This window comes from Martinezella calliandrae (genome assembly GCF_030272695.1).
GTDB classification, from domain to species: domain Bacteria; phylum Pseudomonadota; class Alphaproteobacteria; order Rhizobiales; family Rhizobiaceae; genus Rhizobium; species Rhizobium calliandrae.
Map to the genome: position 1 here is coordinate 1 of NZ_JARFYN010000029.1, position 26845 is coordinate 26845.

Genomic DNA, 26845 nt, shown 5'->3' on the forward strand with positions numbered 1-26845 from the left:
TATGCCTGGCATGACCGGGCTTGATTTACATCGCCACCTCATTGCGTCTGGCGAACGCATTCCGACCGTTCTGATCACCGCCCATCCGAACGAAAGCACTCGGGCGGGGCAGTCCGGCCCGGGGATCATCGGCTACCTTTTGAAGCCATTTGGCGAGCAGGACCTGCTTGATTGCATACGTTCAGCGCTTCCGCCTGGCCGCTCAGCTGGTTCATGACAGGGAACGCAACCCCAGTCGCACAGGTCGCATTGCTCCCACGAATGAGCGCCCGCCGATATTCTAATTTTAATCGCTGCTGTCGTGGCGTATCTAGAGCAAGGTGAACTGAAATGCAGCACCGCGAGGCGCATTCGCTCTTGTGCGCAGTCGCCGACATGGGGCTCGCCGCCGTGCGCGCATTCACTGCATCCAATATTTCGGCTGTTGCCGTATCCGGGCGTCCGGAATTGAACGGCGGTTGGGGGGCATATTCCAGGCCCAACTGCACGATTTCCGCAACACGCTATCCGCAGCCTTCTTCGCGGACTGGATCGCAATCACTCAGCGTAGAAGCGTTCAAGCCTTATATATACGGTCCAAGCTCCGGCGGCACATCGGCCTTACGCTGGCGCCGCGCACAGCCCGGTTGGTCAGCGCAATGCTGACGACCTGAATTGCTCCTGACCACTCCGAGCCTGCCAATCCGGCCGAAAGATGATGGCGGCTGAGTCGCTTTACGCCCGGCGGACCCGTCGACGGGGGAGACATTTCAGCGCAGCCGCTCGCCCTTCTGGCCAAACACGCGCAAATCCGCAGCGGCGAATCTTAGCTCCAGCCGATCTCCGGTGCGAACCGTACGCTCGTCGCCCAGTTCCACGGTAATTGTCTGCCCGGCTGTTGTATGGGCATAGGCATATGTCGTGGTTCCCAGGTGCTCAACGACATCCACCGTGACCGGTAGCATCAAATCGGCGTCGGTGCGTCCTTTTAGATGTTCGGGGCGAATGCCAATCGTCACCTTTTGTCCAACCGACAATGGCGCCGACAGGCCTGCCATCGAAAGCTTTGTGCCGTCGGCGCAGCGTACCGACCGCGGTCCGCTTGCCTCCGCGTCCAGGAAATTCATCTTCGGAGAGCCGATGAATCCCGCGACGAACAGATTGTCCGGATCGTCATAAAGTTGAAGTGGCGCGCCGACTTGCTCGATCCGTCCAGCTCGCAATACCACTATTTTGTCGGCCAGAGTCATCGCCTCGGTCTGATCATGCGTTACATAGATCATCGTATTGCCGAGTTCCATGTGAAGCTTGGCAATCTCGACGCGCATGGACACGCGCAGCTCTGCATCGAGGTTGGAAAGCGGCTCATCAAAAAGAAAGACTTTTGGATTGCGGACAATGGCGCGGCCGATGGCAACACGTTGGCGCTGACCGCCCGAAAGCTGGCTTGGTCGCCGCTCGAGCAAATGGGTGAGTTGGAGGATGGCGGCGGCTGCCGTGACGCGATTGTGGATGTCGCCCTTTTTTTCTCCCGCCATTTTGAGGCTGAAACCCATGTTCTCAGCAACCGTCATGTGAGGGTAAAGCGCGTAGGACTGGAAAACCATTGCGATACCGCGCTGCACGGGATCGACCTCGTTCACCAGGTCACGATCGATGAAAAGTTCGCCGCGCGAGACGCTCTCGAGGCCGGCGATCATACGCAGCAATGTGGATTTGCCACAGCCGGAAGGACCAACCAGGACGCAAAATTCGCCGTGATCGATGGTCAGATCGAGATCCTTGATGATATCGACCTGTCCGAACGACTTGCAAATATGTTTGAGTTCGACCTCGGCCATTGTTAACCCCCTACACGTCCGTCGTTTTCTTGATAGTGAATAAACGTCTTTGCGGCACGCAGCTCGTAGGCTTCGAAGGTGCCGCTGGCGTCATCGCCACTGGAGGTCATCCGGACGATGCGTATCGGTACCGCGCTGTCGAATCTTTTCGTGCAGCAATGCGCACCGCCATCCGCGAAGATCTCCAGCAGACCCCGATCGATGAGGATGCGCACATCGTTGATCCGACCGGTATGTCGCAGGTATCTCGGGGTTACGCGGTTTCCGGCGTTGAAGTGGAGCTCCATTTCGACGCCGTCATATGTTAGGCGAAGGCCGAATTCCGGATGAACGAACTCGATCTCGAAGCCAACGCCATCGATATTGTCCAGGCGGATGTCGGCCAGCCCGTTCGGCAATTCGAGCGTCGTGAAAGTCGCGAGCGGCCCCTGGGCGAGAAGGTTGGTGCGAAGCCCGTCAACCGCGGCGGCCGGTGGCGTGCGCAGTCTTGTCCCGTCGAAGGATATTGTGCGCGGAAAGGTCATGGCGCTTGGGAAGTCTAGTTCCTTGAATACATCGGCCCAATTGGCCGCCCACGCGATCGCGAGGGGACCTCTCGCTTGCGAGATCGCCTGGAAGGCATAGGCATCCGTTCCGAAATCCATTTCGAAGCGTCTTGTATCAAGGAGCCGATCCCCTTGGAGGCGCCCGACGACGCCGAAGGAAAGGTGGCGGCGGAGCGTCGTTTTGTCACGCATGCCGATGATGCCGAAGATCAACAGATGAAGCCCTTCGCCCGCTCCATGCAAGGGGATGAGACAAGGGCATTCGAGCGGCAGCGATCCGCCGATCGTTTCCCGGTAGAATATGCCGACATACCGCCAGTCCGACGCGGCGTCTTCCGCTGTCGTTTCGTAGAGGTAAATAACCCCGCCTGCCTTGTCGGCCCCGCCGAGAAGAAGTTTCCATCGGCCGTCATCACCCTTAAAGACATATGCGTCGCGATTGTCGCGGACAGCGTCTGGCTCCGGTGGGCGATCCTGAATGATGGTCTGGGGCGCTCCGGCCGTGATCCAGTCCCGGCTGAGCACGGTCTTCTGCCATTCCCAGTTTGGCAAGCGGTCGTCCTCGCGATCCGTGTAGAATGCGCGGAGCGAGCCGTCGGGCATCGGTACGGCCGAGCCGGAGAAAACGCCGCCGGTCATTTGCCGATCAGCGAGCAGTTCTTTGTCTGGGCTCAGGAAGATCGGATAATGCACCCAATCAATCAGGTTGTCCGTGGCTGCATGCCCCCAATGCATCGCGCTCCAGCGTCGTGCATGCGGGTAGTGCTGGTAGAATAAGTGCAAACGATCACCCTGCAGGGACATGCCGTTCGGATCGTTCATCCAGCCGAAAGGTGGTTTGAGGTGGCAAAGGAAGCGATCGCACGCCGGTGCATTCCGGGCCGTGGTGAAAAGGACCGTTATGCCCTCTGTTGCGACCCGTTCACGCCTGAAGACATATGCCAGTGAAACCTCGGTGTCGGATTCGTCCCACTCGATCGTGGCCGGTCCAAAAAGCGCGGCGACATGAAGTTGGAAGTCATGCGTAGGGCCAGCGTCGAGACAATGTGTCCCATCCGAAGCACGGACGCAGACTGAGGATGTTTCCACGCGATTTCCGTCGCCGGAAAGCGGGCGTTGCCAAAGATGGAGCGTAAGGGCTCCCGCTTGCAAGATCTTGAGCTTAATCATCTGTAGGTTCCGAAATTGAAGATCAGCCCTTAACCGCGGAACCGATCATCGAGGCGACGAACCAGCGCTGAAAAAGGAGATAGAACAGGAGAACAGGCGCCATCATCATGACCGATGCAGCGAATGCGCTGTTCCAGTAGACGGTGTCGTGACCAAAATATGAGGCGATACCGACCGAGATTGGACGCGCCCAGTCTGTCTGGGTGACCATCAGGGGCCAGAGATACTGGTTCCACGACTCGATGCCCTGCAGGATAGCCACGGTTGCGAGTGCAGGTGCGCTCATTGGAAGATAAATGCGCCAGTAAATGGAGAATGGCAGAGCACCGTCTACGGTGGCTGCGTCGTAAATATCATCCGGAATCTGGATGAAGAATTGGTAGAGCAGGAATATGTAAAGCGGGCTTGCGACCGACGGCAGGATGAGCGCAGCGAAGCTGTCTGACAGACCAAGCCTGGTGATCAGGCTAAGCAGTGGCAGCACGATTGACTCTTGCGGGACGATATAGAGGCCGATGAGAGCCGACAGAAGAAGCGCGCGACCCGGAATGCGGCCGCGAGCAAGAACAAATGCGGCCATCGAGTTCACTACAATTCCCGCAGCTACCGTGATCACCAATATGATGATCGAATTGACGAGATAGCGGGCCATCGGCGTCGCGCCGGAAAAGGTGGCAATTTCCGCATAGTTGGCAAGTGATGGATTGGCGACCCAAAATGCCCTGAAGCTCCCCATATCGGCAAGGATCTGGAAACGGTCGGGTTTCAGGGATCCCACAAAGAGAGCGAGAAGGGGCGATATCACCACGGCCGCGATGATGACGACAGAAAGGGATTGTACCAATTTGATCCCATTGAAGATGGTGGTGTCGGATTGCCGCGATACTGTGCTTACGGAAAGTCGCGCCATCATTTTTGGCCTCTCGTGGCGTAACGCTGAACGAGCGAGATGGTCAGCACGATCAAGAACAGCAGGATGGAGACGGCCGAGCCGTATCCCAAGCGTTGGTTCACGAAACCTGCAGTGAACATGTATTGCACGATGGTATCGGTGGTACCGCGCGGGCCACCCTGCGTTAGGATGTTGACCTGCACGAACAATTTGAATGCCTGGATGGTGGTGATGATCAACACGAAGACATTCGTCTGTCGCAGCCCGGGGAGGGTGACATGCCAAAAGCGGTTCCAGACATTTGCACCGTCAAGTTGGGCCGCCTCGTAAAGCGAAGCTGGGATGTTCTGAAGTCCGGCCAGATAGACGACCATCTGAAAGCCATAAGCCTGCCAGGCGGAGAGCAGTACGATCGAAGGCATCGCCCAGTGAGGGTCGCCCAGCCAGTCAATCGGTTGGGCATGCCCGAAGGTCAGGAGGCCAACGATCTGATTGAGCGGACCGCTTGGATACTGGAACAATGTTCCCCAGACGGTGCAAACCACGGCCATTGACGTGATCGCCGGCAAGAAAAACATGCCACGGAAGAAATTCCTGAATGGCAGTTTTTGATTCAGCAGAAGCGCAAGCGCCAGCGCAAGTCCACATTGCACCGGTAGAACCATGATGGTGAAGCGGAAGACGTTCCAAATTGCGGTCCAGAAATCGCCATCGGACAGTACATTCTGGAAATTCTCAAGGCCAACGAAGCGTGTCGGGACTGGCCGGGGTATCAAGCGCTCGTTGGTAAGCGCAAGGCGAAAAGAGCTTAAGAAGGGCGCCAACAGGAACACACTCACTAGAAGGCAGGCGGGCGCAAGCATCCCCAACTCCTGGATGTTCGCGCCATAACGTCGCCACAGCCCAGGCCGCGACCGGCTGGCATGGTGCAAAGGCAGAGTGCTCATCTTTTTTGTCCCATTTTTGTGAATCCTTGCGCTTTGGCCGGACTTTGCTATCGGCGATCGTCTATCGTCTTCCGATCCGGGCCGCACTCGTGGCGGCGCCGGATCGGGAAGGCGCGTTCGAAAGTGGGTCGTCTCTATTTGCCGAAAGGCGGATAGCCGCTGTTGTCCTCGATGTCCGCGTCGATCTTCTTGGCCGCCTTCGACAATTCCGTTTTGGCGTCCGCTCCGTCGAATATGTTCGTCATGGCGATCTGGAACGCCAGTGTGATCGTAGGATATGCCGGATGTGGAGGACGTGGCACGGCGCTCTTGCTTGCCTGCTGGAACGCAATCGCCATCGCGCCATCCTCCGCATAGAGTGGGGATTTTGCTGCGAAGCTCTTCAGTCCGGGAAACGACGAATGATCACGATAAGCGGCACGATAGGCCTCATCGCTCAGCATGAAACTCAGGAATTTGCCGGTTAGTTTCGGGTCTTGCGTCGTTTTGGAAACGGCATATATCCAGGTTCCATTCGGGCTGGCGCTCTTGGAGCCGAACTTCGGAAGCGGCAAGACGATCAAGTCGTCGCCCATGGCGGCATGGGCGTCGGCGTAGAACCAGTGCCCACCCCAAGCTAGACCGGCCATGCGCTCCTTAGCGTAGAATTGGTTCTGGCCAGCCGACTGTGGTACAACCCAGCCCTTCTTAACCCAAGAGGCCATTTCCTGCGCGACAGCAACGCAAGCGGCGCTGTCGAGCGTACCCGCAGCCTTCCAGGTCTTGCGGTCAATCAAATCGCAGCCCGCCGACAGCAATGCTGGCTCATAGGCATAGGTGATCCATTCGGTCTTTGTGCCATAGCCACGGAACAGATCGATCGGCCATTTGACGCCGCTCGCAGCAAGCTTTTGCAGCACATCTTCGAATTCTTCGCTGGTCCATGCGTCGTCGACTGAAGTTGGAATACGGATCTTCAGGCTTTCCAATTGTTTGCGACTGGCATAGATCGCGACTGTCGAGTCACTCAAGCCGGTAGCATAGAGCTTACCGTCGAGTGGGTAGGTGCCCTGAGAGATGTTCGAAGGCGTCATGTCCGATAAGACGGCGTCGTCAACGAGGCCCTTGAGAGGCTGAAGATAGCCGGACCAGACGTAATTGGCGAGGAATGGTGCATCGAGCTCCATGATATCCGGCAAGGTATTCGCGCTGATCATCGCACCGAATTTTTCATTATAGGCGTCGTGCGGTGTGTTTATCAGATCGATCGTGGTGCCTGGATTGGCTGCTTCAAAACGCTTGGCGACATCGTTGATCGCGGTGACTTCGTAGGGGTCGCCTTGAAACATCAACTTGATCGATGCCGCTTCGGTTGAAAAAGCCGTGCCGAGCGCCAAGGCGAATATGCCGCCTGCCGCCGTTATTTTGAGTAAACGTTTACCTATATAAGTCATTTCATCCTCCCATTGGATTTCGAGATACTGCCGGATCAGGTGGAAGACCGCTCGACAAGACGGAACGGAATGCGAGCAAGGCCTTGGGGAATTGGCTTCCTCCCGGTGACGATATCGCCGGCAAATCGGCCGATTTCTCTGTGGGGTAGGGCCATCGTGGTCAGCGGTGGATCGAGACGACGGGCAATGTCGACCTGGTTGTCGAAACTTATAATGGCGACGTCGTCGGGAATGATGCGTCCGACCCTGCGCAGGCTGTTATAGACTTCCATTGCCACACGATCGTTGCCGCAGATAATTCCATCGGGCGCCTCCGAAGCGCTAAACCAGGCTTCAATTGTTGCCTTGACAAGACTGCGTGCACGATCCGAATAAAGCGCTCCCTTGGTGGCAGGCATCAGCCAGTCATTCCGTACCGTCTCACCGCGCTCGGACATGGCTCGCCGGAAGCCGGCCGCGCGAAGGCTGCCAGCGATGAGGCCAGGGAGGTCGAGATAAGCGATGCGTTTTCGGCCGCCATCAAGCAGGAAGGTTGCCGCCTCGTATCCTGCAAATTCCTCATCGGGCACAAGGGAAGGGATCTCGCCGTGAATGTCGAAACAATTCAACATGAGGGAGATCTGGCGACGAACCGCCTCCGGCAAGTCGATCGCTTGATGAAACATGCTGGCATAGACGATCTGCTGGGGCATGAGCCGTCTTAGTTCGTTGATGCTTTTCTCTGTATGTTCGCCGCTGTGAATGCTGGTCACGATTACGGTTAGGCCTTGGCTGCGCAGCAGATTGTCAAACTGACGAAGGATCTCCGTGGCAAACGGCTGGGTGACAAGGCCATCCGCGAGTAGGCCAACGATTGGCATCACACCTGCGCGCATTCCGCGGGCTATTTCGTTGGGTTGATAACCCATCTCGTCGGCAAGAGTGCGAATTCGCTCTCGCGTCTCTTCCGACATTCTGATGCTGTTATTGTTCAACGCGCCGGAAACCGTCTTCACGGAAATACCCAGCTTTTCGGCGATATCGCGCAGGGAAACCGGCCGTGAGGTCATCTAATTACTCTGTTCATGGGTTAACGTTTACCCAATGCGCCAGATGACCGTTTTTGTCAAGACTATTCTGAAATGATCCGTCAGGTGGCGATGAGTTGAACATTTGAAGGCTTTCCAGCTTTCACGTTTCGTATCGGGGCCGGCGATGGAAGTCGCCTGGCAGATAAATCGGGTCTTCATCGCTTTGTGTGGAGATCGGACATTTTGATCGTTATCATCATGCGCTAAGAAGCTCAGGGGTGCTGCCAGGTTAATCCAGACCAGCGCGCTTCTGGCAGGCTCGGAGTGGTCAGGCGGCCCTCCCGGCCACGCCCTTCCAATGTGCGATCGCCCTCAAGGCGATGTAAATGGACTTCGATCGCTGCGTGTTTCGAGCGGGCCGGAACGAAGAGATTTCGGACCGCGGAGAAGACGCTGACGAAACGTTGCAGCGCAGCCGGCGAGGAAACCGCCGCATCGCACGCTCCCGTTTTCGCAGAGGCACATACGAGTTTTCGACGCGGTTGTTCAGCCCCTTGTGCGATCGATGCTCGACCGTGGGCATAATCAAGCGCCGTTGGGTGTGGCGGCGCGCGATGAATTTCGATAGCTCACTCGTCTAGTAAGGGGAACGACAATGACCTTTTCCAACCTTTTGAAATCCGCTGTGTTCGGAATTGCCATGCTGGGTGTGACCGTGCCCGCCATGGCCGACCAGCTTGCTGACATCAAGGCCAAAGGCAAGATCGAAACGGCCACCGACATGCACTACGCACCGTTCGACATGATCGATAACGGCACTTACGAAGGCATGACGAAGGATCTCTACGACGGCGTCGCGAAGGAGATCGGCGCCGAGCCGGTCTACCAGGATATTCCTTGGACCGCCGAACTGCCCGGCCTCGAGGTCAAGAAGTTCGACATCATCATCGCGCCGGTCACAATTACACCAGAGCGACTGCAGCGCTACGCCTTTACATTGCCGATCGCCGACGCCACCGTCGCGCTGTTGCGTGCCGCCAACAATACCGACCTGAAGAAGCCAGAGGACATCAAGGGCAAGACCGTCGGCGTGCAGCAGGGCACCGCGCAGTTCAAGCAGCTTCAGGCCTTCGGCGACAAGATTGGCGGGGTGAACATCAAGGAATATGGCACCACCGACGAAGCCTATGCCGATCTCGCCGCCGGCCGTCTGGACGCGGTTGCCGGCTCGCTGCCAAACCTCACCTACCTGGTCAAGACCCGCCCCGAAACATTTGCCATGTTCGATAAGGCGACTTTTGGCCAGCCGACCTATTTCGCCTGGGTCGTGTGCAAGGACGCTGACAGCGAAAGCTTCGTCAAGGCCATCAACGCCGCCATGCTGAAGATGACGGACGACGGGCGCGTCAAGGCCATTCAGGAAAAGTGGCTAGGCGCTTCCGCCGCGCTGCCGCGTGAAGTGCCGACCAAGTGAGGATCCGACGCGGGCGGGGGTGATCCCGCCCGCGTAATAGTTTCCCTTGCCGGGAGCCATCTATTGCGCAGTAGCCCATGCGACGGCCCTGCGTGAACCCGGTCCTGGAGTGGTGATGTTTTCGATCTCGACTTTTCTTGGCAGTTTCCAGCCGCTCTTCTGGGCATCGCGCTTCACGCTGCTGATCTCCATTTTGGGCATCGCGCTCGGACTTGTGGTCGGCGCGCTGATCTGTGCCGCGGCCCTTTCGCGCGCAACCTGGCTGCGCTGGGTCGCGGCCCTTTGGGTCAGCTTTCTGCGCGGCGTTCCGCTGCTGGTCCAGCTGCTCCTGTGTTATTATCTGTTGCCTGTCATCGGCATAAACGTGCCGGCTATGGTCGCGGCCGTGGTCACTGTCGGCGTCTGCTCCAGCGCCTATGTCTCGGAGATTTGGCGCGGCGCAATCACCGCATTGCCCAGAGGACAGATCGAGGCGGCAACTGCTATCGGCATGCGGCCGAGTGACATCTGGCTGCGGGTGATCCTACCGCAGGCGTTTGCCATATCGTTGCCGGCGCTGGTTAATGAGTTGATCCTTCTGGTCAAGGCCTCGTCACTGGTTTCCGTCGTCGGGATTCTGGAGGTAACACGCGCCAGCCAGGCCCAGGCGGCCATGACCTTCCGCCCACTGGAAGTCTATATCGCGGCGGCCTGTATCTATCTGATCATCAATCTATGCCTTGCAGCGCTCGGGCGCTATCTTGAACACAGGGTGGCCGTGTAATGGACCTGAGCATCCTGGTGCATTATTGGCCGACCCTGCTGGGCGGCTTCAAGTTGACGGTCTTCTGCTGGGTACTCGGCACCGTATTCAGCATGGTACTAGGCCTGATCATTTCATTGGCGCAGCGTTACGGACCGCGACCGTTCGGCTGGCTGCTACGGGCCTACATAGAGGTCATCCGTGGCACGCCCTTCCTGGTGCAACTCTTTGTGCTCTACTACGGCGGTCCCTTGCTGGGACTGCGCCTTGACGCTCTGCCGGCCGGTATTCTAGGGCTCACTGTCTATGGCAGTCCCTATTTTGCCGAGATTTTCCGTGCAGGTTAGCTCGCTGTGCCCGTAGGCCTGCTCGAGGCAGCGCGCGCCATCGGCATGTCGGAATTGACCATCGTGGCTCGCATCCTTTTGCCGCTCAGCCTGGTCTCGGCACTCCCGGCACTGGTCAATTTCTCTTTCATTTTGACCAAGGAGACGGTCATCCTGTCCATCATCACCGTCCCCGAGGTGATGTACTCGGTGCAGCGCATGTCCACCGAAACATTCCGCTATCTGGAAGCGAACCTAGTGCTGGCGCTATTTTTCTGGGCGCTGGTCGAAATCATCTCGCGTGCCGGCCGTCTGCTGGAGACACGCATTACCAAACATCTGATCGAAAGGACGTAGGATGGTTGAAGCGTCATCCGTCGAGATCCGCAAGGTCAACAAGTTCTACCGTCCCTTTCAGGCGTTGAAGGAAGTAAACCTGTCGATACTGCCAGGCAAGGTCACCTGCCTTATCGGCCCTTCCGGCTCGGGCAAGTCCACGCTGTTGCGCTGCATCAACTTCCTGGAAGAATACGATTCCGGTGAGATTACCATTGACGGCCGGTTGATCGGCTATGTCAGCCCCGGTGGCCGCAAGATGCCGGGCCGAAAGCTCCGCGAGATGCGGCGTACCATCGGTATGGTGTTCCAGCAATTCAATCTCTGGCCGCATATGACAGCGTTGCAGAACGTGGCGGAAGGTTTGATCCGCGTTCGCGGCCTGCCCAAAACGGAGGCCTTGGCTCGTGCCGCCGAGGCGCTGAAGAAGGTGGGACTGGCCGACAAGTTGGCCAACCATCCCTCACGCCTTTCCGGCGGCCAACAGCAGCGCGTCGCCATTGCCCGCGCAATCGCCATGGAGCCGCGCCTGACGCTGTTCGACGAACCGACCTCGGCGCTCGATCCTGAACTGGTGGGAGAGGTGCTCAGCGTCATGCGGACGCTCGCCGCTGAAGGCATGACCATGGTTGTCGTCACGCATGAGATGGGTTTCGCCGCCCATGTCGCGGACCGGGTCGCCTTCATGGAAAAGGGCGAACTCGTAGGTGTCGATGCGCCGGCCCGCATTCTTCATCACCCCCAAGATCAGCGCATCCAATCCTTCCTGCGCACCTATCACGAGCGCAACAGCTTTTGATTGGCTTTGGTCATCGGTTTCATCGGCCAAAAGAAGGTGAAGACGAGGATCGGACGCCACTCGATGGGGCATCTCTTTCCCGACCGTGTTGGCACGATCGTCAAGGCGTTTGTTGGCGACGTCCTTGAGACATACCACCGAAGACCAGACATAACTCTTGAAGTGGTCAAGCCCGCGCCAGGTACGCGGGCCAGATCACAAAAAATGCCGTTTGTGGCTTTGTCACCCGGGCTGAAATTTACCGAAAGGACGGCGCTCAGCGCGCCCGTCCGATCGTCTTTTTTGGGTGCAGGGAGAAGTCCCTCCCGCTGTGCTTGCTTACGGGCAAGCTTGCGCGCACGGCGAACCGCATCGGCTTTTTCACGCGCACGCTTTTTCTGACGGCTTCGCATAGGCGCTGGGAGCCTTCATTTCGCGGAAGACGCCTTCGCGCTAAAGCTTTTTCTTCAACGCGCGAAGTGCTTGATCGACGTTGTATCCCGCTCAAATACCTGCAAAATATCTCCTGACGCGGCCAAGGCCGCTATTTCCTGATCTTGATCGCGCAAAGTGCCTGTCGATGAATTTTACGTCACGCGATCCATGGATCGATGATATCGATTCCAAATCCATCCAAATCCTTGGTGTTACGGGTCGCGATTGTGAGGTCGTGAACAATCGCCGTGGCAGCAATCAAGCCATCCATGGACGACAGGCCCCGGCCGCTGCGCCTTGCAAGGCCCATAAGGTCACCCCATGCCAGGGCGATCGGTTCATTTACCGCGATCACCCGATTTTCGAAGCGTTCCGGAAGGTCTGTCGCCAGCCACTCAGCCAGCGCATCGCGCTTTCGCCCGGCGTCCATCAAAGCGACGCCTCGACGAATCTCGGCGATCGATACGACACTGATGAACGCACGATCCTCATCGATTCGATCCAGCCATTCCAGAACGCGGGCTTCAGGGATCGGCCTTGTCACTTCGGACAGAACATTGGTGTCAAGCAGAAGTCTCACAGCGACAGATCCCGCGGTTCGTCGCGTTGGCGCTCAACATCCAATTCGGCACCGCGGAGTGGTGATTCCATCAAAAACTCTGCGAGCGAGCCCCTGCGCGCGGTCTTTCTCTGCCATTCTTCGGCAGAGACGACAACGACACTTGGCTTTCCGTTTCGTGTTATCGTCTGGGGCGTGGATTGAGCCCGCTCGATGACTTCGGAAAGTTTTGCTTTTGCGCTGGCGACGGTCCAACTTTTATCGTCGTGTGGTGATGGCTGCATGTACGTGCTCTTTAACCATAGTGACCATAATGACTATATAAGCCAACACAGCAAGTGCCACAAGTGCCTTGTCAGACGGGAGGGACGTTTAAAGCCATCTTGCGATCGTGGACAAGGATGTGCGCCAAGCCCTGCGTTCCGGCGCGAAGCGTCGGCTGCATCAGCCACGGCCGAGGCGGTGAACGCAGCTCCTCGTCTCTGAACGGCATCTGTTTTCGATCGGCATGGGAGGCGGAAGGAAGGCGACCACTTCGCTATGTATTGAAATCCGCATTACAACTATACATCCGCAGCACAGGAGCGCTCTTATGGCAACAATTACAACACCAAGGAAGGAAACACCCGTCTCGATGCGCTTCCGCGATGACGATCTGACTATCATTGATCGCGGCGCGGAGTTGCTCGGCATGTCTCGCACCGAGTTCATGCGTCGTGCGGCTTTGAACGAGGCGCAGGCAGCAATTCTCAACGAGACCGTCATTCGTCTCTCGCCAGATGGTTATGAGGCCTTCATGCTGGTGATCTCGGCTCCTTCTGCCGCTCCTCGACCCAAAGCAGCCGAACGGTTACGCCGCTCAGCGCCGTGGGATCGCTAGGTGGCGCTTTCAGGCATTGAACTGCTAGACGACACCCATCGTTTGGATGAATTCGACTGTGGAAAGCCGGCTCTGAATGCGTGGCTTACCGGCTTTGCTCGGACCAACCAGTTTCGCGGTTTCACCCGCGTTCTGGTCGTTCACGACGACGGGGCCCTCGTCGGCTACTACGGCGTCGCACCGAGTGTCATCCAGCCGAACAGTGTGCCGCGTGCGATCCGTACCGGGCTACCACCGGATCCGATTCCCTGCATCCTAATCGGACAGCTTGCGATTGACCAGCGTTATGCCGGACGAGTCATTGGCAGCGGGTTGGTCAAGGACGCACTGCAACGCTGCATTGCTGGCGCTGATATTGTCGGCGGTCGCGCGCTTGTGGTCCGAGCAATCGACGCCGAGGCGGAACATTACTGGCAGAGCTGGGGCTTCATCGCCTCCCGGGACAATCCTTCCGTCCTCATGCGCTCCATTCAGGACGTCCGACTCTGGTTGGCGGATACACACCCACTAGACCTTAGCGATTGCTTTCCGGCATCTCGGCCTTTGGCACCAGACGGATGTCTCACTTCGCTTTTGACGGCATCAGGTCGAATCACCGGTGGCGCGGATCGACAGTGAGCAGCTTTTGCCGATTTACAGCCATTCTCGCTGACGCGAGTAGATAAAAGAAGGAGCGAGCCCATTTAACTAGCATCGGGACATGCCAAAATCTCCAAAGTGAAGCGATTGAAATCATTGGCATGTCGCACTTGAAAATAGAATGTACCCCGTTGGACACTCAAAAAATTCATAAGCTGAATTATGGAACCGGGAGGTTTTGCCGGTTCGGGCGGTTTCGATCAGCTTTTGTGCCTGGCGGAAAGCTCACACAAAGCTTGACCGACTTTCGTATCCTGCGTTGCGAGCACGACGCCGACTTGCATCGTTGTTGTCGTCAATTCGATCGCAGCCTGGCGCTTTTTCATCTTCGCCGTCGCAATAGCTCGTCGGCGGACGATGCGCCGCGGAGGAAGGAGAAGTGGGTCGTGACCTGCAGCTGGGCGTATCTCATGCGAAGATTCCATGCATGAACCATCGATGCGAGCCCGTCTCCGGATCGATACCGTCGCCGCTGCGATAGATCCAGAACGTCTGGCCAGTCTCGTCCTCGAAGGGGTGTCCCTCACCCGCCCCGGTCTGATCTTGCAACCGGATCAGCCGGTCAGATCGGGGCTGATCGTCGTGCCGCCTGGCGGCCAAGCGGACATTTCTACTTTGCACAAAAGCGGACATTCCAACTTCCCCGCATCAGTTATAACATAACATTTGTCCCGCGCGGCGTCCGTGTGAGAAGATGCCGGGGCGGATAAAATCACCGCTTAGCTCTGCTCGGGCGAGAGATCGTCTCAGATCGACCGATCGAACTTAATCACCGAATAGGACAGCGCCATAGTCGGTGGCGCCATGCAATACATGGACGATGACCACCTTCGCGTTTTCGACGCGGCAAAAGATCAGATAGTTGCCATGACACGCCGATGGATGCCATGGTGTTCGTAGCGGGGGACGAGCGCGAAACCGCTCGGACTATCGGCGAGATCCTCATACTTGCTCCGCAGCTCCCGGACGAATGAAAGGGCGCGCCGGGAATTTTCCCGTGCGATATAATCGGCAATCTGCTCAAGATCGTTTTCCGCCTCGTTGGAAAATTCCAGGATCATACCGATTTTTCGGCCTGGTCAGCCATCGCGCGATATTTTGTCTCGAGCCGCTCGAAGACATCGCTCGCCGGCTTCGTTCGGCCCGCGTCGGCATCGGCAATGCCGCGCATGATGGAAGCATCCAGTGCGGCAAGCCGGGTCTCGCGGTCCTGGACCAGTCGCACACCTTCCCGTAGAACTTCGCTTTTCGAGCCATAGCGGCCTGTATCGACGAGCTGCTGGATATAGCTCTCGAGCTGCTTTCCCAGATCGGCACTAATCATGCTGTACTCCATCGAATGTGATGGAACACAAAATAGGCCGCTTATCAACTATTATCAATCCTCTTCGCGCTCACCCTCATTCCGAATGTGTGAGGTGAGATAAGAAAATGGAAAGAAAGAGGAAAAGCAGAGCAAACCTTCACGGAGACCGAGCTTCCCGGCGCCGTCGGCGCTCAATCGCCCCGGCGCATCCCTGGCCGTCGTTCCCGCAAGGCTTTGCCGCGCTCGCCCTGACTGCCAGGGCCGCTCGGGCGCAGTTGCGCCGATCCGTCCGCCCTGCGGTCCGGGAAGTGTCTTCAAGCAAGCCCTGCAGCTTGGCGGGGCGGTCCGCAGAGGCGAAAGCAGGACGACCGTGGTCTTCGCCAGCAGCTTCACGAAGTCGGAAGACGACGGCAAGGGCGGTGAGATCGACCGGGAAATCCCGTTCCTGAAAGCCTATACCACCTTCAACATTGAGCAAATCGACGGCTTGCCGGATCATTACCATTATCATTCGGCTCTGGCACGAACGATCGATTACACTCGCAAGCAGGGCCTCCTGCATGAAGAGTTCGTCATCCCGGCCAACGCTCCCGAGTGGCTGCAGTTGATGATTGCCGATCGCTCTGTCTCCGGCGCGTCAGAAGCCTTCTGGAACAGGGTCGAGGATTTCGAGAAGCGCTCCGATGCCCAGATCGCCAAAGACGTGACGATCGCGCTGCCGATCGAGCTGACGGCTGCGCAGAACATCGCGCTTGTTCGAGATTTTGTCCAACTGCACATCACAGCCAAAGGGATGGTCGCAGATTGGGTCTATCACGATGCTCCAGGCAATCCGCACGTCCACCTGATGACGACGCTTCGGCCACTCACCGAGGACGGGTTCGGCGCCAAGAAGCTTGCAGTTCTCGGGCCGGACGGTAATCCGATCCGCAACGATGCCGGCAAGATCGTCTACGAACTCTGGGCCGGAAGCCTCGACGACTTCAATGCGTATCGCGACGGCTGGTTTGCCTGCCAGAATCGGCATCTGGCGATGGCCGGTCTCGATAACAGTAATTCGACGGGGCGCGCCACTGGCTGGGCTGTCCCCGCTATTAACTAGCCGTACCGTGAATTAAAATCTGCCGGACGTATACTTTAAATTAGCCGCGAATCCGGTTAATGATAGCCGATGATAGATTCGCCGCAGCCAAAAAAGCTCATTGAGCGCAAAGCCCGACCGATCGTCGAAACTGCGCTGGCTGACACACGTGTCGTGCTCATCGCCGGTCCGCGGCAAGCCGGAAAGACGACCCTTGCCCGACAGGTCTCTGGCACCGATCGTCCATTTATCACCCTCGACGATGTCGGTACGCTGAATGCAGCAAGGACCGATCCGATCGGCTTTATCCGAGGCATCAAACGGGCCGTGATCGACGAGGTGCAACGGGCGCCCGAACTGATACTGGCGATCAAGGAAAGCGTTGACCGCGATGACGAGCCCGGGCGATTCTTGCTCACAGGCTCGGCAAATCTCGCCACCGTTCCGGCGATTGCAGACTCGCTCGCCGGTCGTATGGCCGTTGTTCCATTATTGCCATTTGCCCAATCTGAGATCCGGTCCACCCCGGGTCGTCTGCTGGATCGGCTGTTCGCCGGCGAGGAGCCTTCCGCCGGGGAGGACACCGTGATTGGCGACGACCTAATGGCGATAGTGCTGCAGGGCGGCTACCCAGAAGCTTTGCGTCGGCCGACGCCAAGCCGGCGGACTGCTTGGCTGGAAGATTATGTGAAATTGATCCTCGACCGCGACGTGCGTGATATCGCCAACATCGACCAATTGGACCGGCTTCCGCGGCTGCTCGATGTCCTAGCGGAGCACGCCGGACAATTGGTCAATCACAGCAGTTTCGGTGCAGCGCTCGGATTGTCGAGCATCACCGCACAGAAATACGTTGCCATACTCGAGCGCCTCTTTCTGATCAGGACACTTGTCCCGTGGTCCAACAACCGCTTGAACCGGCTCGTTAAGACGCCAAAGCTTCACTTTCTGGACACGGGCTTGCTTGCCACTTTGCGCGAGGATGAAGCGGATCTGTTGCGCGACGACAAAACTCGATTTGGCGCTCTGCTCGAAAGCTTCGTGGTTTCAGAACTGCTGAAGTCGGCATCTTGGTCAGACCGGCGCTTATCCTTTTCGCACTACCGGACGAGAGACCGAGATGAAGTCGATGTCATTATCGAGGATCGGCGCGGCCGGATTGTTGGAATAGAGGTAAGGGCGTCTGCAACGGTGAAGTCTGACGATTTTCGCGGGTTGCGCCAATTACAAGACGCGGTCGGCGATCGTTTCGTGCGAGGCCTCGTCTTACACGACCACGACCGAGTGACGCCATTTGGAGAAAAGCTCCAAGCTGCCCCGCTATCTCTTCTATGGACAATGTGAGCAGCGTCGGGCGGTCAGGGGGCCGGGCTATCCGTGCCAGTCTTTAAGAATGTCGCTCATCCTAGCTCGAACTGCGATCGCCAGGACAGTACGGCAAGCCCGCTTTTCCATATCGCGAGCGCAAGGGCGGCAGAGAGATGACCGGTTGAAAGTCAAGGTGTGACCGTTTGAAATCCGGTCGGCGGCTGATTTAAAGCGGCCATCCACGAAGGGCTGCGTTTTCCGGCAGGAATGACGACCTCAAAGTACCGACGGGCCCTCAGGCGATCCGCTCCATCAATCAGCTTTTCATGTCGAGGTCGGCGTCACCATTCGGCATGACAAGATCAACGTGACCGACATTCAGCGCTTGAGCGAAAACAACCGCACCATCATATGTCTGATATGGTCCTGCCCACCGAAAAAAATAGCGGCGACGGCGGACCTGAAGCAGCACGTCGACGCCGTCGCGCAGGCCTTTGTGGCAAAGCGCGGCTTCGCCGACTATCGCGCCTAATACCGCGAAAGTCGGCCGTTTACGAATGATCGAACTCTATTTCATCGTTTCTTCTCACATCGGGCCGAAGGCCATCGCCGGATGGGATTCGTTTCGCGACGAGATCGGTGGCACGATCGGCGACGAAGGGCCTGACCGCTGGCTAACCGTCGTCTTCACGGGCGACCTGGAATGGGCGGAATGAGCCAACCAACGCCCATGCTGTTCGCGCAAAATCAGTTTTGGCCCAGCCTGACAACTATTAGGCGAATGTCTCTAACAGTTTTTGAAGGATCGGCTAAAATCATGCCGAGCTGATGGATTGCGCCGTGCGGTAACGGCGTCTCTTCTTGGCACCCATCGCGCCGTTTCCCTGCTATGCAACAATACGTCGGCTATCGGGGGCATAGTGGACTCTGGCAAGCCGTCCGCCCGGTGCTTTATGGGTTCACGGCCAGCACTACTTTGGAGTCCTAGAGCCCGCAGCGATACGCTGCAGGCCCATGAAGAACGAGTCCTGCTTAACGGTGCGAGCCGAAAGGGCGGAGCGTCATGTGGCGATTAACGTCCTTATAGAGCAGGTAGCGGAACGGACCTGGGCCGCCAGCGTAGCACGCTTGCGGGCAGAAGGCGCGCAGCCACATAAAGTCGCCGGCTTCAATCTCAACCCAATCCTGGTTCAGGCGATAGACGGCCTTGCCTTGCAACACGTAGAGACCGTGCTCCATCACATGGGTTTCGGCAAAGGGAATGACCGCGCCTGGCTGCAGGGTGACGATCGTCACATGCATGTCGTGCCGCAGATCGGACGGATCAACAAAGCGTGTCGTTGCCCATCGCCCCTCGGTGCCGGGCATCGCTGCGGGCGTGATATCCTTCTCGTTAAGGATCAGCGGCTCCGGATGATCCAACCCTTCGACGGCCTCATAGGCCTTGCGGATCCAGTGGAAACGCGCATGAGCACCCGCACGGTTGTGGAGCGACCACTTGAGGCCCGGTGGCAGGAAGGCGTAGCCCCCTGGCTGGAGAATGTATTTACCGGTTGGCATCGACAGTTCGATCTCGCCATCGACGACGAAGAGGACACCTTCGGCTTCCGGATCCTGCTCCGGCCGGTCGCTGCCGCCGCCCGGCGCCACTTCCATGACATATTGTGAAAAGGTCTCGGCAAAGCCGGAAAGCGGGCGGGCGATCACCCAGCAACGCGTCTGGTTCCAGAAGGGCAGGAAGCTGGTGACAATATCCTGCATGACCCCTTTGGGAATGACCGCATAGGCCTCGGTGAAGACGGCACGTCCCGTCAAGAGATCGCTCTGCGGCGGGTGGCCACCGAGGGAGGAATAGTAGATTTTTTGCATCTTCTCGCCCTTCGTTCTTACAATTTTCTGGGAGGCTGTGGCCTTCATCCCCATCTCACTAACGGATAGCGGCAAAGCCCTAATACAGCGTCACTTCACTCCCGCCTTCGCTGACAATGTCACGATCTTGCTCCCCGTTGACGATCGACTAGGCGCAGTTGCCGCGCGACATTTCCTTGACGCGCGGATAATCATAAGCATTGACCTTCGGCGTCGTATAGCCTGCACCGACAATCAGACGCGTCAATGGGGGAAGGCGCCGTTGAGCTACACGATGCCGACAAAGGCGACTTCGAGGGGACCGTGACGAGCTCGTCGCGCGTCTTCGCGGCGCGCGAGATGTTTGGCGGGCTCAGCTCGGTGGATTGCAGCCTCGCATCTAGAGCGAACGGTTCTTGAAACTTGAGCTGGTAGGCGCCGGCCGCACTACCTGCGACGAAGACGAGATTCCAGCTATGCGATGAAACGGCACTGGGCATCGCAACGAAGCGGTGCTTCTTAAGGAGGTCGTCACCGCACGCCTGCATTTCGGACACGTCACCGATGATCACCGCCGTCAACGTGTGCGGAACGGTGTCGAGCGACCGAAACCCTTTGTGCACAGCGACTTCGAGGATGGCCGTGGCGGGGTCGATCGAGCAGTAGACGGCTCGCACACCCCTGCTGTTCCATCGGCCGCCAACGCGGTATTCGCCCTCGCCACTGTCCCAGGTCGAGGCGTGGATGGTTTGATCAAGCCGCCAGCCGATGAGCTCGGGGCCTCCAAGCGCGACTGCAGCAGCGTCATGTATAGACGCCGAATTCAAGCCGCGTAAGATGGCTGGCGTGCCCAAGAGGTCGATCGGACAGTGCTGATCAAGGCCGATCGCGGGACGCTCCAGCCATTGCCCGGCTTCGGCCTGCGTCCCCAACACATCCGTTGCTTTTGCCAGGATCTCGGCGAACTTCCAAGTTCGTCCGCTTTGCTCTCGATCGCCCGCCTGCTCGATCTGCCGGCCAGGCCGCGGCGTCGGGCAAATCATGGCCGTGCACGCCCTTATTCCAACGGTTCGTAGCCGTCGGTAAGCGTGCCGAGGAAAGCAACGACATCGTCGATTTCTGCGGGCGAAAGCGCCGGCTCGTCTCCTGCCTTGCGGTCGAAAGGCGGGTCACTGTTTATGTTGGCCTTCGCCGCCTCCGGAAGGTCATTGTATTTGTCTAGGCTTCCGTCGGGCTTGCGCGGATACCAGAGCTCCGGACGGGTCTCGCGTTCGACGTAGAAGCGAACTGCGTCGCGTAAAGAGTGGATGTCGCCATTGTGGAAGAAGGTCTTGCGAAGAGCGACATTGCGCAGTGTTGGTGTGCGAAAGAGCCCGCAATAATCCTCTCGCCCCGCGAAATCAGTGCGCAGGGGACCACAAAGGCCAAGATCGTAGAACGCCGGATCCTTGTTCGCAGGAATGTCGCGATTGCGGGGCACGCCAATAGCGATCAGCCCGTAGTCAGTGAACTGCGGCGGCGTGCCGTCATTCCCGCGCTGGCTGACGTGACAGGAGGCACAATTACCCTTCTGGGCTGCATTGAACAGCTTCAGCCCCCTTGCCTCCTGTAGCGTGAACTCGGCCCTGCCAGCCAGCACTGCGTCATATTTGCTCGAGTACGGATAGAAGGTTCGGTAGTCCTGCTGAAAGACTTCCAGTGCCTTGAGCGCCGTACGAAAGACGATTGCCGGATCACCGACGGCCTTTAACCCAGCAATATCGGTGATCGCCGTCCCGTAGCCCGCGGCAAGCAGGTGACGGACGACTTCGGCTTCGCTTTTGTTGCCCATCTCGAAATCAGAAAGCAAAGGAATCCTTGCTTGCTCGTGGCCGCGATCGACCCGGCCGTCCCAGGTCAGGCCGCCGGTCGGGCCGTTATCGACACTTTCGTCGGCCTCGTCCTCGGATTCGAAGAAGTGCTCGGTGAACTGCGGCACTACCTGCAGATATTTGAGCGAGGGCACCGCCCGCAACCCGGCCCGATGCAAGTCGCTGCCGCCGAGCTGTACCACCTGGTCATTGTTTGGGCCGAAGGCATGGCTGGGATCGTGGCAGGACGAGCACGCCATCTTGCCTGACGCAGACAGGGAGGGATCGAAGAACAGGGCTTTGCCGAGCGCCGCCAAGGCCTGTGTTTGCCGTCGGACGTCGGCTCGCGACAAAGCTTGGCCCGTATGGACTGAGGCCGTCATGAACACCAATGCAGCGGCAGCGCAGATCGGGACCCACTGCCTTGTACGCGAATTGGATTGCATCGTTACAGTTGCGTCCCCTCAATCACAGTTCTCCACCCGAGAACACCGTCGTTAGCCGGATTCTAGAATTATTTCAATTAATGCTTGCGTTAGCTGGTCGCACGGATAAGCTGTTACAGAGGTGGGGCGCACCGAATTCTGGGGGACCGGTCCGAATGAAAACGATCACTGTTGCAACCGCTTGGGCGTTAGGTCTTTCTGTGGCGGCGTTGGGCCCCGCTATCGCCGGCGTCTCCGCCGCAATGGCAGGACCTGCGCCGAATACCGCCGGTGATCTGAAGCTGATCGACACTGTAGTGGTGATCTATGCGGAAAATCGCAGCTTTGACAATCTCTATGGCAGTTTTCCAGGGGCTAACGGGATTTCGAAGGCGCCGGCAAGTGCGCGCGTCCAGCGCGATCGCGACGGCAAACCTTTCCGTGATCTGCCTCCGATCTGGGAGGGTCTCACCGCCAAAGGCGTGACACCGCCGGTGACCCAAGCGGAGACGGAGCATCTGCCTAATCGCCCGTTCCACGCGGACGATTCCAAGGGATTCAACCTCAACCCGAATACGATCACGCGCGACCTCTGGCACCGTTACTATCAGAACCAGATGCAGATCGACGGCGGACGCAACGACAAATTCGTCGCCTATGCCGATTCTGGCGCGCTAGCCATGAGTTTGTGGGACGGCTCGAAGATGGCAATGTGGAAGGTCGCCCAGAAATACGTGTTGGCCGATAATTTCTTCATGGGCGCTTTCGGCGGCTCCTTCCTTAACCACCAATGGCTGATTTGCGCCTGTGCGCCCTATTATGCCAACGCCGACACCAGCGCCGCCAAGCCTTCGATCGCGGTGGTTGAGCCCGACGGGGTGACGCTCAAGACCGCCGCCAATTCACCAAAATCGGCAATCGACGGTGTTCCGAAGTTCGTCGGCGACGGTAATCTCACGCCCGATTTTTACGCCGTCAACACCATGCAGCCGCCCTATCAGCCGAGCGGTAACGGTCCCGCGCCCGACGGTGATAAGGCATTGGCGGATCCGAACAAGCCAACAACATTGCCGCCACAAACTGACCCAACCATCGGCGATATGCTTAGCCTCAAGCACGTGAGCTGGGCTTGGTATGGTGGGGCATGGCAGGATGTGCTGGACCACGGCAACAAGGACCCGGTGCCGAATCTTCAATATCACCACCAGCCTTTCAACTACTATGCCAATTTCGCTCCCGGCACCGCAGCCAGGGCGGAGCATCTGAGGGATGGCGGCTTGGCCGGCGCTGAGTTCATCAAAGCGATCGATGCCGGTACGCTGCCGCAAGTCTCTTTCTATAAGCCGCAGGGCAACCTTAATGAGCATTCAGGCTACGCCGATATTGAGGCTGGCGATGCCCATATCGCCGATCTGATTGCGCATTTGGAGAAGAGTCCGCAATGGCCACATATGCTGGTCGTTGTCACCTATGACGAAAATGGCGGCCTGTGGGATCACTTGGCGCCGCCCAAAGGCGACCGTTGGGGGCCGGGTTCGCGTATTCCTGCAATTATCGTCTCGCCCTATGCGCGGCACGGCTATGTCGATCACACGCCCATGGACACGACGTCGATCCTGCGTTTCGTCACGCGCCGTTTCGAACTGCCGACCCTGCACGGTATCATCGTGCGCGACGCTGCTATCGCCGCCCATAAACAGAAACCGCTCGGCGATTTGACCAGCGCACTCGTACTCAAGGACAAGTGAAACAGGGCTACGAACACCCGCAACCTTGCACTAGGATTTGCCGTGGGTGGAAGACTACATGGCCGGCTGATCACGACGCCCTAACGATTCGGAAGCCCTCGACTTCCTTGACCCGCGGCAGCGTGGCTTGCGCCGCCAGATTGGCATGATCTTCCAGCACTTCAACCTTCTGTCGTCGCGCACCGCCTTCGACAATGTGGCGCTACCGCTGGAGATCGCAGGTGGAATCAGATGGCAGCTGTCGGCAAAGCCTTTTTGTCCAACCTGTGACATCGTTTCACCTCGTCAATGTCGCGCGTCATCGCGACGAATTCGAAATCAAGCCACATGGCGATGGCTCTTTTCGTCTCGTTAAAACGTCGCTGTTACGACTGTCGTCGAGCGCACCGGCGTTGATTGCACCAAAAGACATTTGGCGTCTAAGGGCGCAAATTTAAAGGCATTTATTCCGCCCATTCCGCGTCGGCCGTAAACGCAATTGTCAGCCAGCGGTTGGCACTCTCATCGCCGATTGCAGCACCAATTTCGTCGCGCAGCATATCCCATTCCTCAACCGTCTTCGGCGGCAGCCCCCCAGGGACGATGAAATAGAGCTCGATCTGCGTCGCCCGGCCGACCCGCGCGACATAGGCACGATAGGAGGAGAACCCGAGGCGGTGCACCGTTTCCGATGCGACATGATCGACGTGATCCTTGAGGTCGCTTGGAGCAATCAGAAGGATTTCTGTTAACGCCTTCCAGACGGTGCCGATCGGAAGCGGAATCATCACCAGGCAGACAAGGGCGAGAACCACGGGATCGACATAGTTGGCGATCCAGGCAGAAGGTGTCTGCTGGACGGCAAGTCCGATCAGGAACGCGATCAGGAGGGCCAATGCGATGCCGCCGGACATAATCCAGGCCTTGATATCAAGCGAAATGAAGTCCGACTTGAGGCTGCGGTTCAGCCTGATGCCCATCATGGCCATCACCGCACAAACAAGCACCATAGCCGCCGAGTAGTCGATCGCCACGCCGAAGTGCAGCTGATGCCCGCCATTGAGGATGTTCATGGCTGCGTTAATCAGCGCATAGGACGCGACCGTCATGAGCAAACAGCCGTTGAGCATCAGGACGATGGGCTCCAGGTGCCAGAAGCCCATGGTGAAACGGTTGCGAATTCTACCCGACAGTGCGTCGATTTGCACCGACTTTACAATCAGGCTTGATACCCACAGGGCAAGCCCGGTCATTGCCGCATCCGCCAGCGAATAGATACCATCGAAGGCGATGGAGAACGACCCTGACAATATGCCGAACACGACACCGAGTGCGGCGACCACGAGGGTGGCAGCAATCGATATCTGCAGAAACCCCTGCTCGTTCCACATTGGCACCTCCCCGATATCCGTACGACACTGCGCTCTCAATTGGATCCATGCTGTAGCGGTGGATCTGATCCACTGCCTCAGCGAATAACCTTACGATATCCCTGTCGCAGAAGCTGAAAACAGTATCGAGATACATCGCCGCCCGCCTCTTCGGCATCAGGCAGCCGACTATCCTCTTCGCCGCCGTGCTGCGGAACAGCGCCTGAGCCACCTAACCTAATAGTATGTCGTGGGCTGGCCCATGCCGATCAGCACTGTGCCGTTCCGATCGGCGTGACGCGTCGCACCTTCCATCCTCCATGGATCCAGCAACACGGATCGCGCTGGAACAGCGTGTCGGGAATAGGCGGTTGGCGAACTCGGTTTCCAGGCCGCCTTGAAAGGGAAGTGATAAAGGTCGCAACCCGCGCCAAGCTTTGATCGCAAGTCCCGCAACCGGGGACAGCAACCAGAGTTCTCGATCCGTTCGATCTTAGACTCAATGACCATCATTCTCCAAGGTAAACAATCCGCGGATGAGAGCGTGATCAATCGTCGTCCGATCGGATCGCGGCACACCGGTCAGGTTGAATTCAACCGCCGTCGATGTAAACTCGGCGAAGGCAGCCTATGCTTCATCACACCCATGACGGTCATGAGAGCTCAGGTTTTCGAACTCCTCTTGTTCCGCCCCTAGTACGAGATTTTCCCATCAACGATAGGCTGCGACCCTGAGGAAAGTTGCTGTTTCAACACCTGTTTCGCGTCATCGCTTATGATCGACATCGGAGCGACGACGGCGATCTTTGCTGCTGATCCCGCCAGGTCGGCCGTTCGAACGGCTGCCATTCCCACTCGATTCGCGAGCGAGGCTTTTCCGGTGTCCAGCGACTGTCCTGCCAGCTGCCGTCCAAGCAACTGGACCATGTCCCTGTTATCGGCAAACGTATTGTGGCCCAACGCGTCGTCTGCTTTGACTGAGCTCGTATCGATGACCGTCACTCCGAGCTTTGCCAGATCCGCAGCATAGGGGGTCGAATCGAAGCCGCCGACGCGCGTGACGCCGCCGGAGAGCCATTGCGAAACCTGCAGCGCCTTGTCCCTCGTTGACGAATAGATCGTGAAATGCGGGCGTTGCGGCCCCATTTCGATCATCTGCCGGCGAAACACGTCGATATCGATATCGGGCGAGGCCAGGATAACGTTCCTGACTTTGGCCGGAATCGTCCCGTTGCGCATGGCAACCCCGCGCAAGGCCTCTGCGGTCAGCCAGGATCCCATGGAATGAGCCAGGATCGTCACCTCGCCGACATCGGGGCTTCTGGCAGATTGCAGGATCAGATCCTCCAGCGCCCGCCGTGAGAAATTCGTACTCTCCTTGTCGTAGATATAGTCGAAGACATTGGCGCGCGAGGGCCAGGTGAAGAGGATTGGCGCGGCATCCGTTCCGCAATCATGGGTGATCTGCGCGAAGCGAAAGACGGCATCGGCGTAGGTGTTGTTGAAGCCGTGCACGAAGATGACGACCTGCCGCTTGGCGTTGCGCCTCTTGTTGAACCATTCAAAAATGCTGCGTTCCGATGCAACCTCTCCGACTTTCAGGACGGCGAATTCCTTTTCGGGATTTGCCGGCACATGTGACGGCCATTGCACCTCGCCAACCTTGCGGTTTCGATCCGGAGGGATGGAAACGACGATATCATTGAGGGAAATCGCCGTTCCCCGCTCGCCGGAGTAAAGTTCGCCCGGTTTGTCGGTCGGCTGGCGCGTCGTCGCCACTAGCATGTCCACCGTGCTCGTGCTTGGCCCTGCGGTTGCAAGCGGCTGGAGAACATTCTCCAGCCGTCCCGCACATCCTCCCAATATCGGGAGAGCCATCAGCACGCTGGCAAGCAGATAACGGCCGCTGCCGGCAAAGGCTCTTCGTCCAGCCTTAAACATAGG

26 protein-coding genes and 9 pseudogenes are annotated in these 26845 nt (G+C 58.0%); 14 read left to right on the top strand and 21 right to left on the bottom strand.

Going from position 1 to position 26845, the window contains the following annotated elements:
• A partial coding sequence (locus tag PY650_RS20805) for a response regulator (protein ID WP_285881451.1) occupies positions 1-217 on the top strand: 217 nt, incomplete at its 5' end.
• 532 nt (positions 218-749) lie between these two features.
• Here PY650_RS20805 and PY650_RS20810 read toward each other — a convergent pair.
• From PY650_RS20810 to PY650_RS20840, 7 genes and pseudogenes are all read right to left on the bottom strand, one after another.
• Positions 750-1820 (bottom strand): ABC transporter ATP-binding protein, encoded by a 1071-nt coding sequence (locus PY650_RS20810; RefSeq protein WP_285881452.1) that lies wholly within the window; start codon positions 1818-1820, stop codon positions 750-752.
• A gap of 2 nt (positions 1821-1822) precedes the next feature.
• On the bottom strand, positions 1823-3535 hold the full coding sequence (locus PY650_RS20815; RefSeq protein ID WP_285881453.1) for a glycoside hydrolase family protein: 1713 nt from the start codon (positions 3533-3535) through the stop codon (positions 1823-1825).
• A 22-nt stretch (positions 3536-3557) separates the two neighbouring features.
• Positions 3558-4445, bottom strand: coding sequence for a carbohydrate ABC transporter permease (locus PY650_RS20820; protein ID WP_285881537.1), 888 nt, complete (start codon positions 4443-4445; stop codon positions 3558-3560).
• Positions 4445-5374 carry a carbohydrate ABC transporter permease gene (locus PY650_RS20825; protein WP_285881454.1) on the bottom strand — a complete coding sequence of 310 codons (930 nt, stop codon included), beginning with the start codon at positions 5372-5374 and terminating at the stop codon, positions 4445-4447. Before PY650_RS20825 ends, PY650_RS20820 begins: the two co-directional genes overlap by 1 nt.
• Before the next feature lie 134 nt (positions 5375-5508).
• Positions 5509-6798, bottom strand: a complete 1290-nt coding sequence (locus tag PY650_RS20830; RefSeq protein ID WP_432761559.1) for a sugar ABC transporter substrate-binding protein — start codon at positions 6796-6798, stop codon at positions 5509-5511.
• A 44-nt stretch (positions 6799-6842) separates the two neighbouring features.
• Positions 6843-7856: a LacI family DNA-binding transcriptional regulator gene (locus PY650_RS20835; protein ID WP_285881455.1), complete on the bottom strand. Its 1014-nt coding sequence runs from the start codon at positions 7854-7856 to the stop codon at positions 6843-6845.
• Between the two features lie 289 nt (positions 7857-8145).
• A pseudogene (locus tag PY650_RS20840) lies at positions 8146-8412 on the bottom strand (DDE-type integrase/transposase/recombinase); the annotation flags it as partial.
• Positions 8413-8472: 60 nt separating this feature from the next.
• Here PY650_RS20840 and PY650_RS20845 point away from each other — a divergent pair.
• The 5 genes from PY650_RS20845 (at position 8473) to PY650_RS20865 (ending at position 11494) form a co-directional block, all read left to right on the top strand.
• Positions 8473-9291 carry a transporter substrate-binding domain-containing protein gene (locus tag PY650_RS20845; RefSeq protein WP_285881456.1) on the top strand — a complete coding sequence of 273 codons (819 nt, stop codon included), beginning with the start codon at positions 8473-8475 and terminating at the stop codon, positions 9289-9291.
• 115 nt (positions 9292-9406) lie between these two features.
• Positions 9407-10054 (top strand): amino acid ABC transporter permease, encoded by a 648-nt coding sequence (locus PY650_RS20850; RefSeq protein WP_285881457.1) that lies wholly within the window; start codon positions 9407-9409, stop codon positions 10052-10054.
• Complete coding sequence (locus tag PY650_RS20855; RefSeq protein ID WP_285881459.1) at positions 10054-10380, top strand: ABC transporter permease subunit; 327 nt, start codon at positions 10054-10056, stop codon at positions 10378-10380. Before PY650_RS20850 ends, PY650_RS20855 begins: the two co-directional genes overlap by 1 nt.
• 6 nt (positions 10381-10386) lie before the next feature.
• On the top strand, positions 10387-10716 hold the full coding sequence (locus PY650_RS20860) for an ABC transporter permease subunit (RefSeq protein ID WP_285881460.1): 330 nt from the start codon (positions 10387-10389) through the stop codon (positions 10714-10716).
• Position 10717: 1 nt separating this feature from the next.
• Positions 10718-11494, top strand: coding sequence for an amino acid ABC transporter ATP-binding protein (locus tag PY650_RS20865; protein WP_285881461.1), 777 nt, complete (start codon positions 10718-10720; stop codon positions 11492-11494).
• Positions 11495-11757: 263 nt separating this feature from the next.
• Here PY650_RS20865 and rpsU read toward each other — a convergent pair.
• From rpsU to PY650_RS20880, 3 genes and pseudogenes are all read right to left on the bottom strand, one after another.
• Positions 11758-11991 (bottom strand): annotated as a pseudogene (gene rpsU, locus PY650_RS20870) (30S ribosomal protein S21); the annotation flags it as partial.
• 74 nt (positions 11992-12065) lie between these two features.
• Positions 12066-12488: a type II toxin-antitoxin system VapC family toxin gene (locus PY650_RS20875; RefSeq protein WP_285881462.1), complete on the bottom strand. Its 423-nt coding sequence runs from the start codon at positions 12486-12488 to the stop codon at positions 12066-12068.
• A complete protein-coding gene (locus tag PY650_RS20880; protein ID WP_285881463.1) occupies positions 12485-12751 on the bottom strand; it encodes a type II toxin-antitoxin system Phd/YefM family antitoxin in 267 nt (88 codons plus the stop codon). Before PY650_RS20880 ends, PY650_RS20875 begins: the two co-directional genes overlap by 4 nt.
• Positions 12752-13059: 308 nt before the next feature.
• Between PY650_RS20880 and PY650_RS20885 the strand changes: the two genes are divergently transcribed.
• Together PY650_RS20885 and PY650_RS20890 are read left to right on the top strand one after the other, a co-directional pair.
• Positions 13060-13347, top strand: coding sequence for a type II toxin-antitoxin system TacA family antitoxin (locus tag PY650_RS20885; protein ID WP_285881464.1), 288 nt, complete (start codon positions 13060-13062; stop codon positions 13345-13347).
• Positions 13348-13965 carry an N-acetyltransferase gene (locus PY650_RS20890; protein WP_349644504.1) on the top strand — a complete coding sequence of 206 codons (618 nt, stop codon included), beginning with the start codon at positions 13348-13350 and terminating at the stop codon, positions 13963-13965. It begins immediately after the preceding gene.
• Between the two features lie 361 nt (positions 13966-14326).
• On the opposite strand, the pseudogene PY650_RS37445 reads toward PY650_RS20890, so the two are convergent.
• From PY650_RS37445 to PY650_RS20905, 4 genes and pseudogenes are all read right to left on the bottom strand, one after another.
• Positions 14327-14398, bottom strand: a pseudogene (locus PY650_RS37445) (DNA polymerase III subunit alpha); the annotation flags it as partial.
• Positions 14395-14619 (bottom strand): hypothetical protein, encoded by a 225-nt coding sequence (locus PY650_RS20895; protein ID WP_285881539.1) that lies wholly within the window; start codon positions 14617-14619, stop codon positions 14395-14397. The gene PY650_RS20895 and the pseudogene PY650_RS37445, both read right to left, overlap by 4 nt.
• Positions 14620-14751: 132 nt before the next feature.
• Positions 14752-15047 (bottom strand): annotated as a pseudogene (locus tag PY650_RS20900) (type II toxin-antitoxin system RelE/ParE family toxin).
• A complete protein-coding gene (locus PY650_RS20905) occupies positions 15044-15310 on the bottom strand; it encodes a type II toxin-antitoxin system ParD family antitoxin (protein ID WP_285881465.1) in 267 nt (88 codons plus the stop codon). Before PY650_RS20905 ends, PY650_RS20900 begins: the two are co-directional and overlap by 4 nt.
• 307 nt (positions 15311-15617) lie before the next feature.
• Between PY650_RS20905 and PY650_RS20910 the strand changes: the two are divergent.
• From PY650_RS20910 to PY650_RS20930, 5 genes and pseudogenes are all read left to right on the top strand, one after another.
• A pseudogene (locus PY650_RS20910) lies at positions 15618-15746 on the top strand (ArdC-like ssDNA-binding domain-containing protein); the annotation flags it as partial.
• A gap of 66 nt (positions 15747-15812) precedes the next feature.
• A pseudogene (locus tag PY650_RS20915) lies at positions 15813-16340 on the top strand (MobA/MobL family protein); the annotation flags it as partial.
• Positions 16341-16463: 123 nt separating this feature from the next.
• Positions 16464-17717 (top strand): ATP-binding protein, encoded by a 1254-nt coding sequence (locus tag PY650_RS20920; RefSeq protein ID WP_285881466.1) that lies wholly within the window; start codon positions 16464-16466, stop codon positions 17715-17717.
• Between the two features lie 331 nt (positions 17718-18048).
• On the top strand, positions 18049-18213 hold the full coding sequence (locus tag PY650_RS20925) for a hypothetical protein (protein ID WP_285881468.1): 165 nt from the start codon (positions 18049-18051) through the stop codon (positions 18211-18213).
• Between the two features lie 25 nt (positions 18214-18238).
• Positions 18239-18397, top strand: coding sequence for a hypothetical protein (locus PY650_RS20930; RefSeq protein ID WP_285881469.1), 159 nt, complete (start codon positions 18239-18241; stop codon positions 18395-18397).
• A gap of 316 nt (positions 18398-18713) precedes the next feature.
• On the opposite strand, the gene PY650_RS20935 is transcribed toward PY650_RS20930, so the two are convergent.
• The 4 genes and pseudogenes from PY650_RS20935 to PY650_RS20950 form a co-directional block, all read right to left on the bottom strand.
• Positions 18714-19550 carry a bifunctional allantoicase/(S)-ureidoglycine aminohydrolase gene (locus PY650_RS20935; RefSeq protein ID WP_285881470.1) on the bottom strand — a complete coding sequence of 279 codons (837 nt, stop codon included), beginning with the start codon at positions 19548-19550 and terminating at the stop codon, positions 18714-18716.
• Between the two features lie 368 nt (positions 19551-19918).
• Positions 19919-20341, bottom strand: a pseudogene (locus PY650_RS20940) (RES family NAD+ phosphorylase); the annotation flags it as partial.
• Positions 20334-20521 (bottom strand): annotated as a pseudogene (locus tag PY650_RS20945) (antitoxin Xre/MbcA/ParS toxin-binding domain-containing protein); the annotation flags it as partial. The pseudogenes PY650_RS20940 and PY650_RS20945, both read right to left, overlap by 8 nt.
• 65 nt (positions 20522-20586) lie before the next feature.
• Positions 20587-21762, bottom strand: a complete 1176-nt coding sequence (locus tag PY650_RS20950) for a cytochrome-c peroxidase (protein ID WP_285881471.1) — start codon at positions 21760-21762, stop codon at positions 20587-20589.
• A 218-nt stretch (positions 21763-21980) separates the two neighbouring features.
• Here PY650_RS20950 and PY650_RS20955 point away from each other — a divergent pair, with 218 nt between their 5' ends.
• Positions 21981-23552: an acid phosphatase gene (locus PY650_RS20955; RefSeq protein ID WP_285881472.1), complete on the top strand. Its 1572-nt coding sequence runs from the start codon at positions 21981-21983 to the stop codon at positions 23550-23552.
• 443 nt (positions 23553-23995) lie between these two features.
• On the opposite strand, the gene PY650_RS20965 is transcribed toward PY650_RS20955, so the two are convergent.
• The 3 genes and pseudogenes from PY650_RS20965 to PY650_RS20975 all read right to left on the bottom strand — a co-directional run bounded on the left by PY650_RS20965 (position 23996) and on the right by PY650_RS20975 (position 26842).
• Positions 23996-24922: a cation diffusion facilitator family transporter gene (locus PY650_RS20965; RefSeq protein ID WP_285881473.1), complete on the bottom strand. Its 927-nt coding sequence runs from the start codon at positions 24920-24922 to the stop codon at positions 23996-23998.
• Positions 24923-24962: 40 nt separating this feature from the next.
• Positions 24963-25358: pseudogene (locus tag PY650_RS20970) on the bottom strand (arginine deiminase family protein); the annotation flags it as partial.
• Between the two features lie 236 nt (positions 25359-25594).
• Positions 25595-26842, bottom strand: coding sequence for an alpha/beta hydrolase (locus tag PY650_RS20975; protein WP_285881474.1), 1248 nt, complete (start codon positions 26840-26842; stop codon positions 25595-25597).
• Positions 26843-26845: the final 3 nt, after the last annotated feature.

What these genes read in the sequence shown, in the direction of transcription:
- PY650_RS20810 (WP_285881452.1), bottom strand. Translation starts at nt 1,820, where the DNA reads ATGGCCGAGGTCGAACTCAAACATATTTGCAAGTCGTTCGGACAGGTC.
- PY650_RS20905 (WP_285881465.1), bottom strand. Translation starts at nt 15,310, where the DNA reads ATGATTAGTGCCGATCTGGGAAAGCAGCTCGAGAGCTATATCCAGCAG.
- PY650_RS20845 (WP_285881456.1), top strand. Translation starts at nt 8,473, where the DNA reads ATGACCTTTTCCAACCTTTTGAAATCCGCTGTGTTCGGAATTGCCATG.
- PY650_RS20820 (WP_285881537.1), bottom strand. Translation starts at nt 4,445, where the DNA reads ATGGCGCGACTTTCCGTAAGCACAGTATCGCGGCAATCCGACACCACC.
- PY650_RS20825 (WP_285881454.1), bottom strand. Translation starts at nt 5,374, where the DNA reads ATGAGCACTCTGCCTTTGCACCATGCCAGCCGGTCGCGGCCTGGGCTG.
- PY650_RS20930 (WP_285881469.1), top strand. Translation starts at nt 18,239, where the DNA reads ATGATCGAACTCTATTTCATCGTTTCTTCTCACATCGGGCCGAAGGCC.
- PY650_RS20895 (WP_285881539.1), bottom strand. Translation starts at nt 14,619, where the DNA reads ATGTCCGCTTTTGTGCAAAGTAGAAATGTCCGCTTGGCCGCCAGGCGG.
- PY650_RS20855 (WP_285881459.1), top strand. Translation starts at nt 10,054, where the DNA reads ATGGACCTGAGCATCCTGGTGCATTATTGGCCGACCCTGCTGGGCGGC.
- PY650_RS20880 (WP_285881463.1), bottom strand. Translation starts at nt 12,751, where the DNA reads ATGCAGCCATCACCACACGACGATAAAAGTTGGACCGTCGCCAGCGCA.
- PY650_RS20965 (WP_285881473.1), bottom strand. Translation starts at nt 24,922, where the DNA reads ATGTGGAACGAGCAGGGGTTTCTGCAGATATCGATTGCTGCCACCCTC.
- PY650_RS20865 (WP_285881461.1), top strand. Translation starts at nt 10,718, where the DNA reads ATGGTTGAAGCGTCATCCGTCGAGATCCGCAAGGTCAACAAGTTCTAC.
- PY650_RS20950 (WP_285881471.1), bottom strand. Translation starts at nt 21,762, where the DNA reads ATGACGGCCTCAGTCCATACGGGCCAAGCTTTGTCGCGAGCCGACGTC.
- PY650_RS20850 (WP_285881457.1), top strand. Translation starts at nt 9,407, where the DNA reads ATGTTTTCGATCTCGACTTTTCTTGGCAGTTTCCAGCCGCTCTTCTGG.
- PY650_RS20885 (WP_285881464.1), top strand. Translation starts at nt 13,060, where the DNA reads ATGGCAACAATTACAACACCAAGGAAGGAAACACCCGTCTCGATGCGC.
- PY650_RS20815 (WP_285881453.1), bottom strand. Translation starts at nt 3,535, where the DNA reads ATGATTAAGCTCAAGATCTTGCAAGCGGGAGCCCTTACGCTCCATCTT.
- PY650_RS20955 (WP_285881472.1), top strand. Translation starts at nt 21,981, where the DNA reads ATGAAAACGATCACTGTTGCAACCGCTTGGGCGTTAGGTCTTTCTGTG.
- PY650_RS20935 (WP_285881470.1), bottom strand. Translation starts at nt 19,550, where the DNA reads ATGCAAAAAATCTACTATTCCTCCCTCGGTGGCCACCCGCCGCAGAGC.
- PY650_RS20835 (WP_285881455.1), bottom strand. Translation starts at nt 7,856, where the DNA reads ATGACCTCACGGCCGGTTTCCCTGCGCGATATCGCCGAAAAGCTGGGT.
- PY650_RS20975 (WP_285881474.1), bottom strand. Translation starts at nt 26,842, where the DNA reads ATGTTTAAGGCTGGACGAAGAGCCTTTGCCGGCAGCGGCCGTTATCTG.
- PY650_RS20920 (WP_285881466.1), top strand. Translation starts at nt 16,464, where the DNA reads ATGATAGATTCGCCGCAGCCAAAAAAGCTCATTGAGCGCAAAGCCCGA.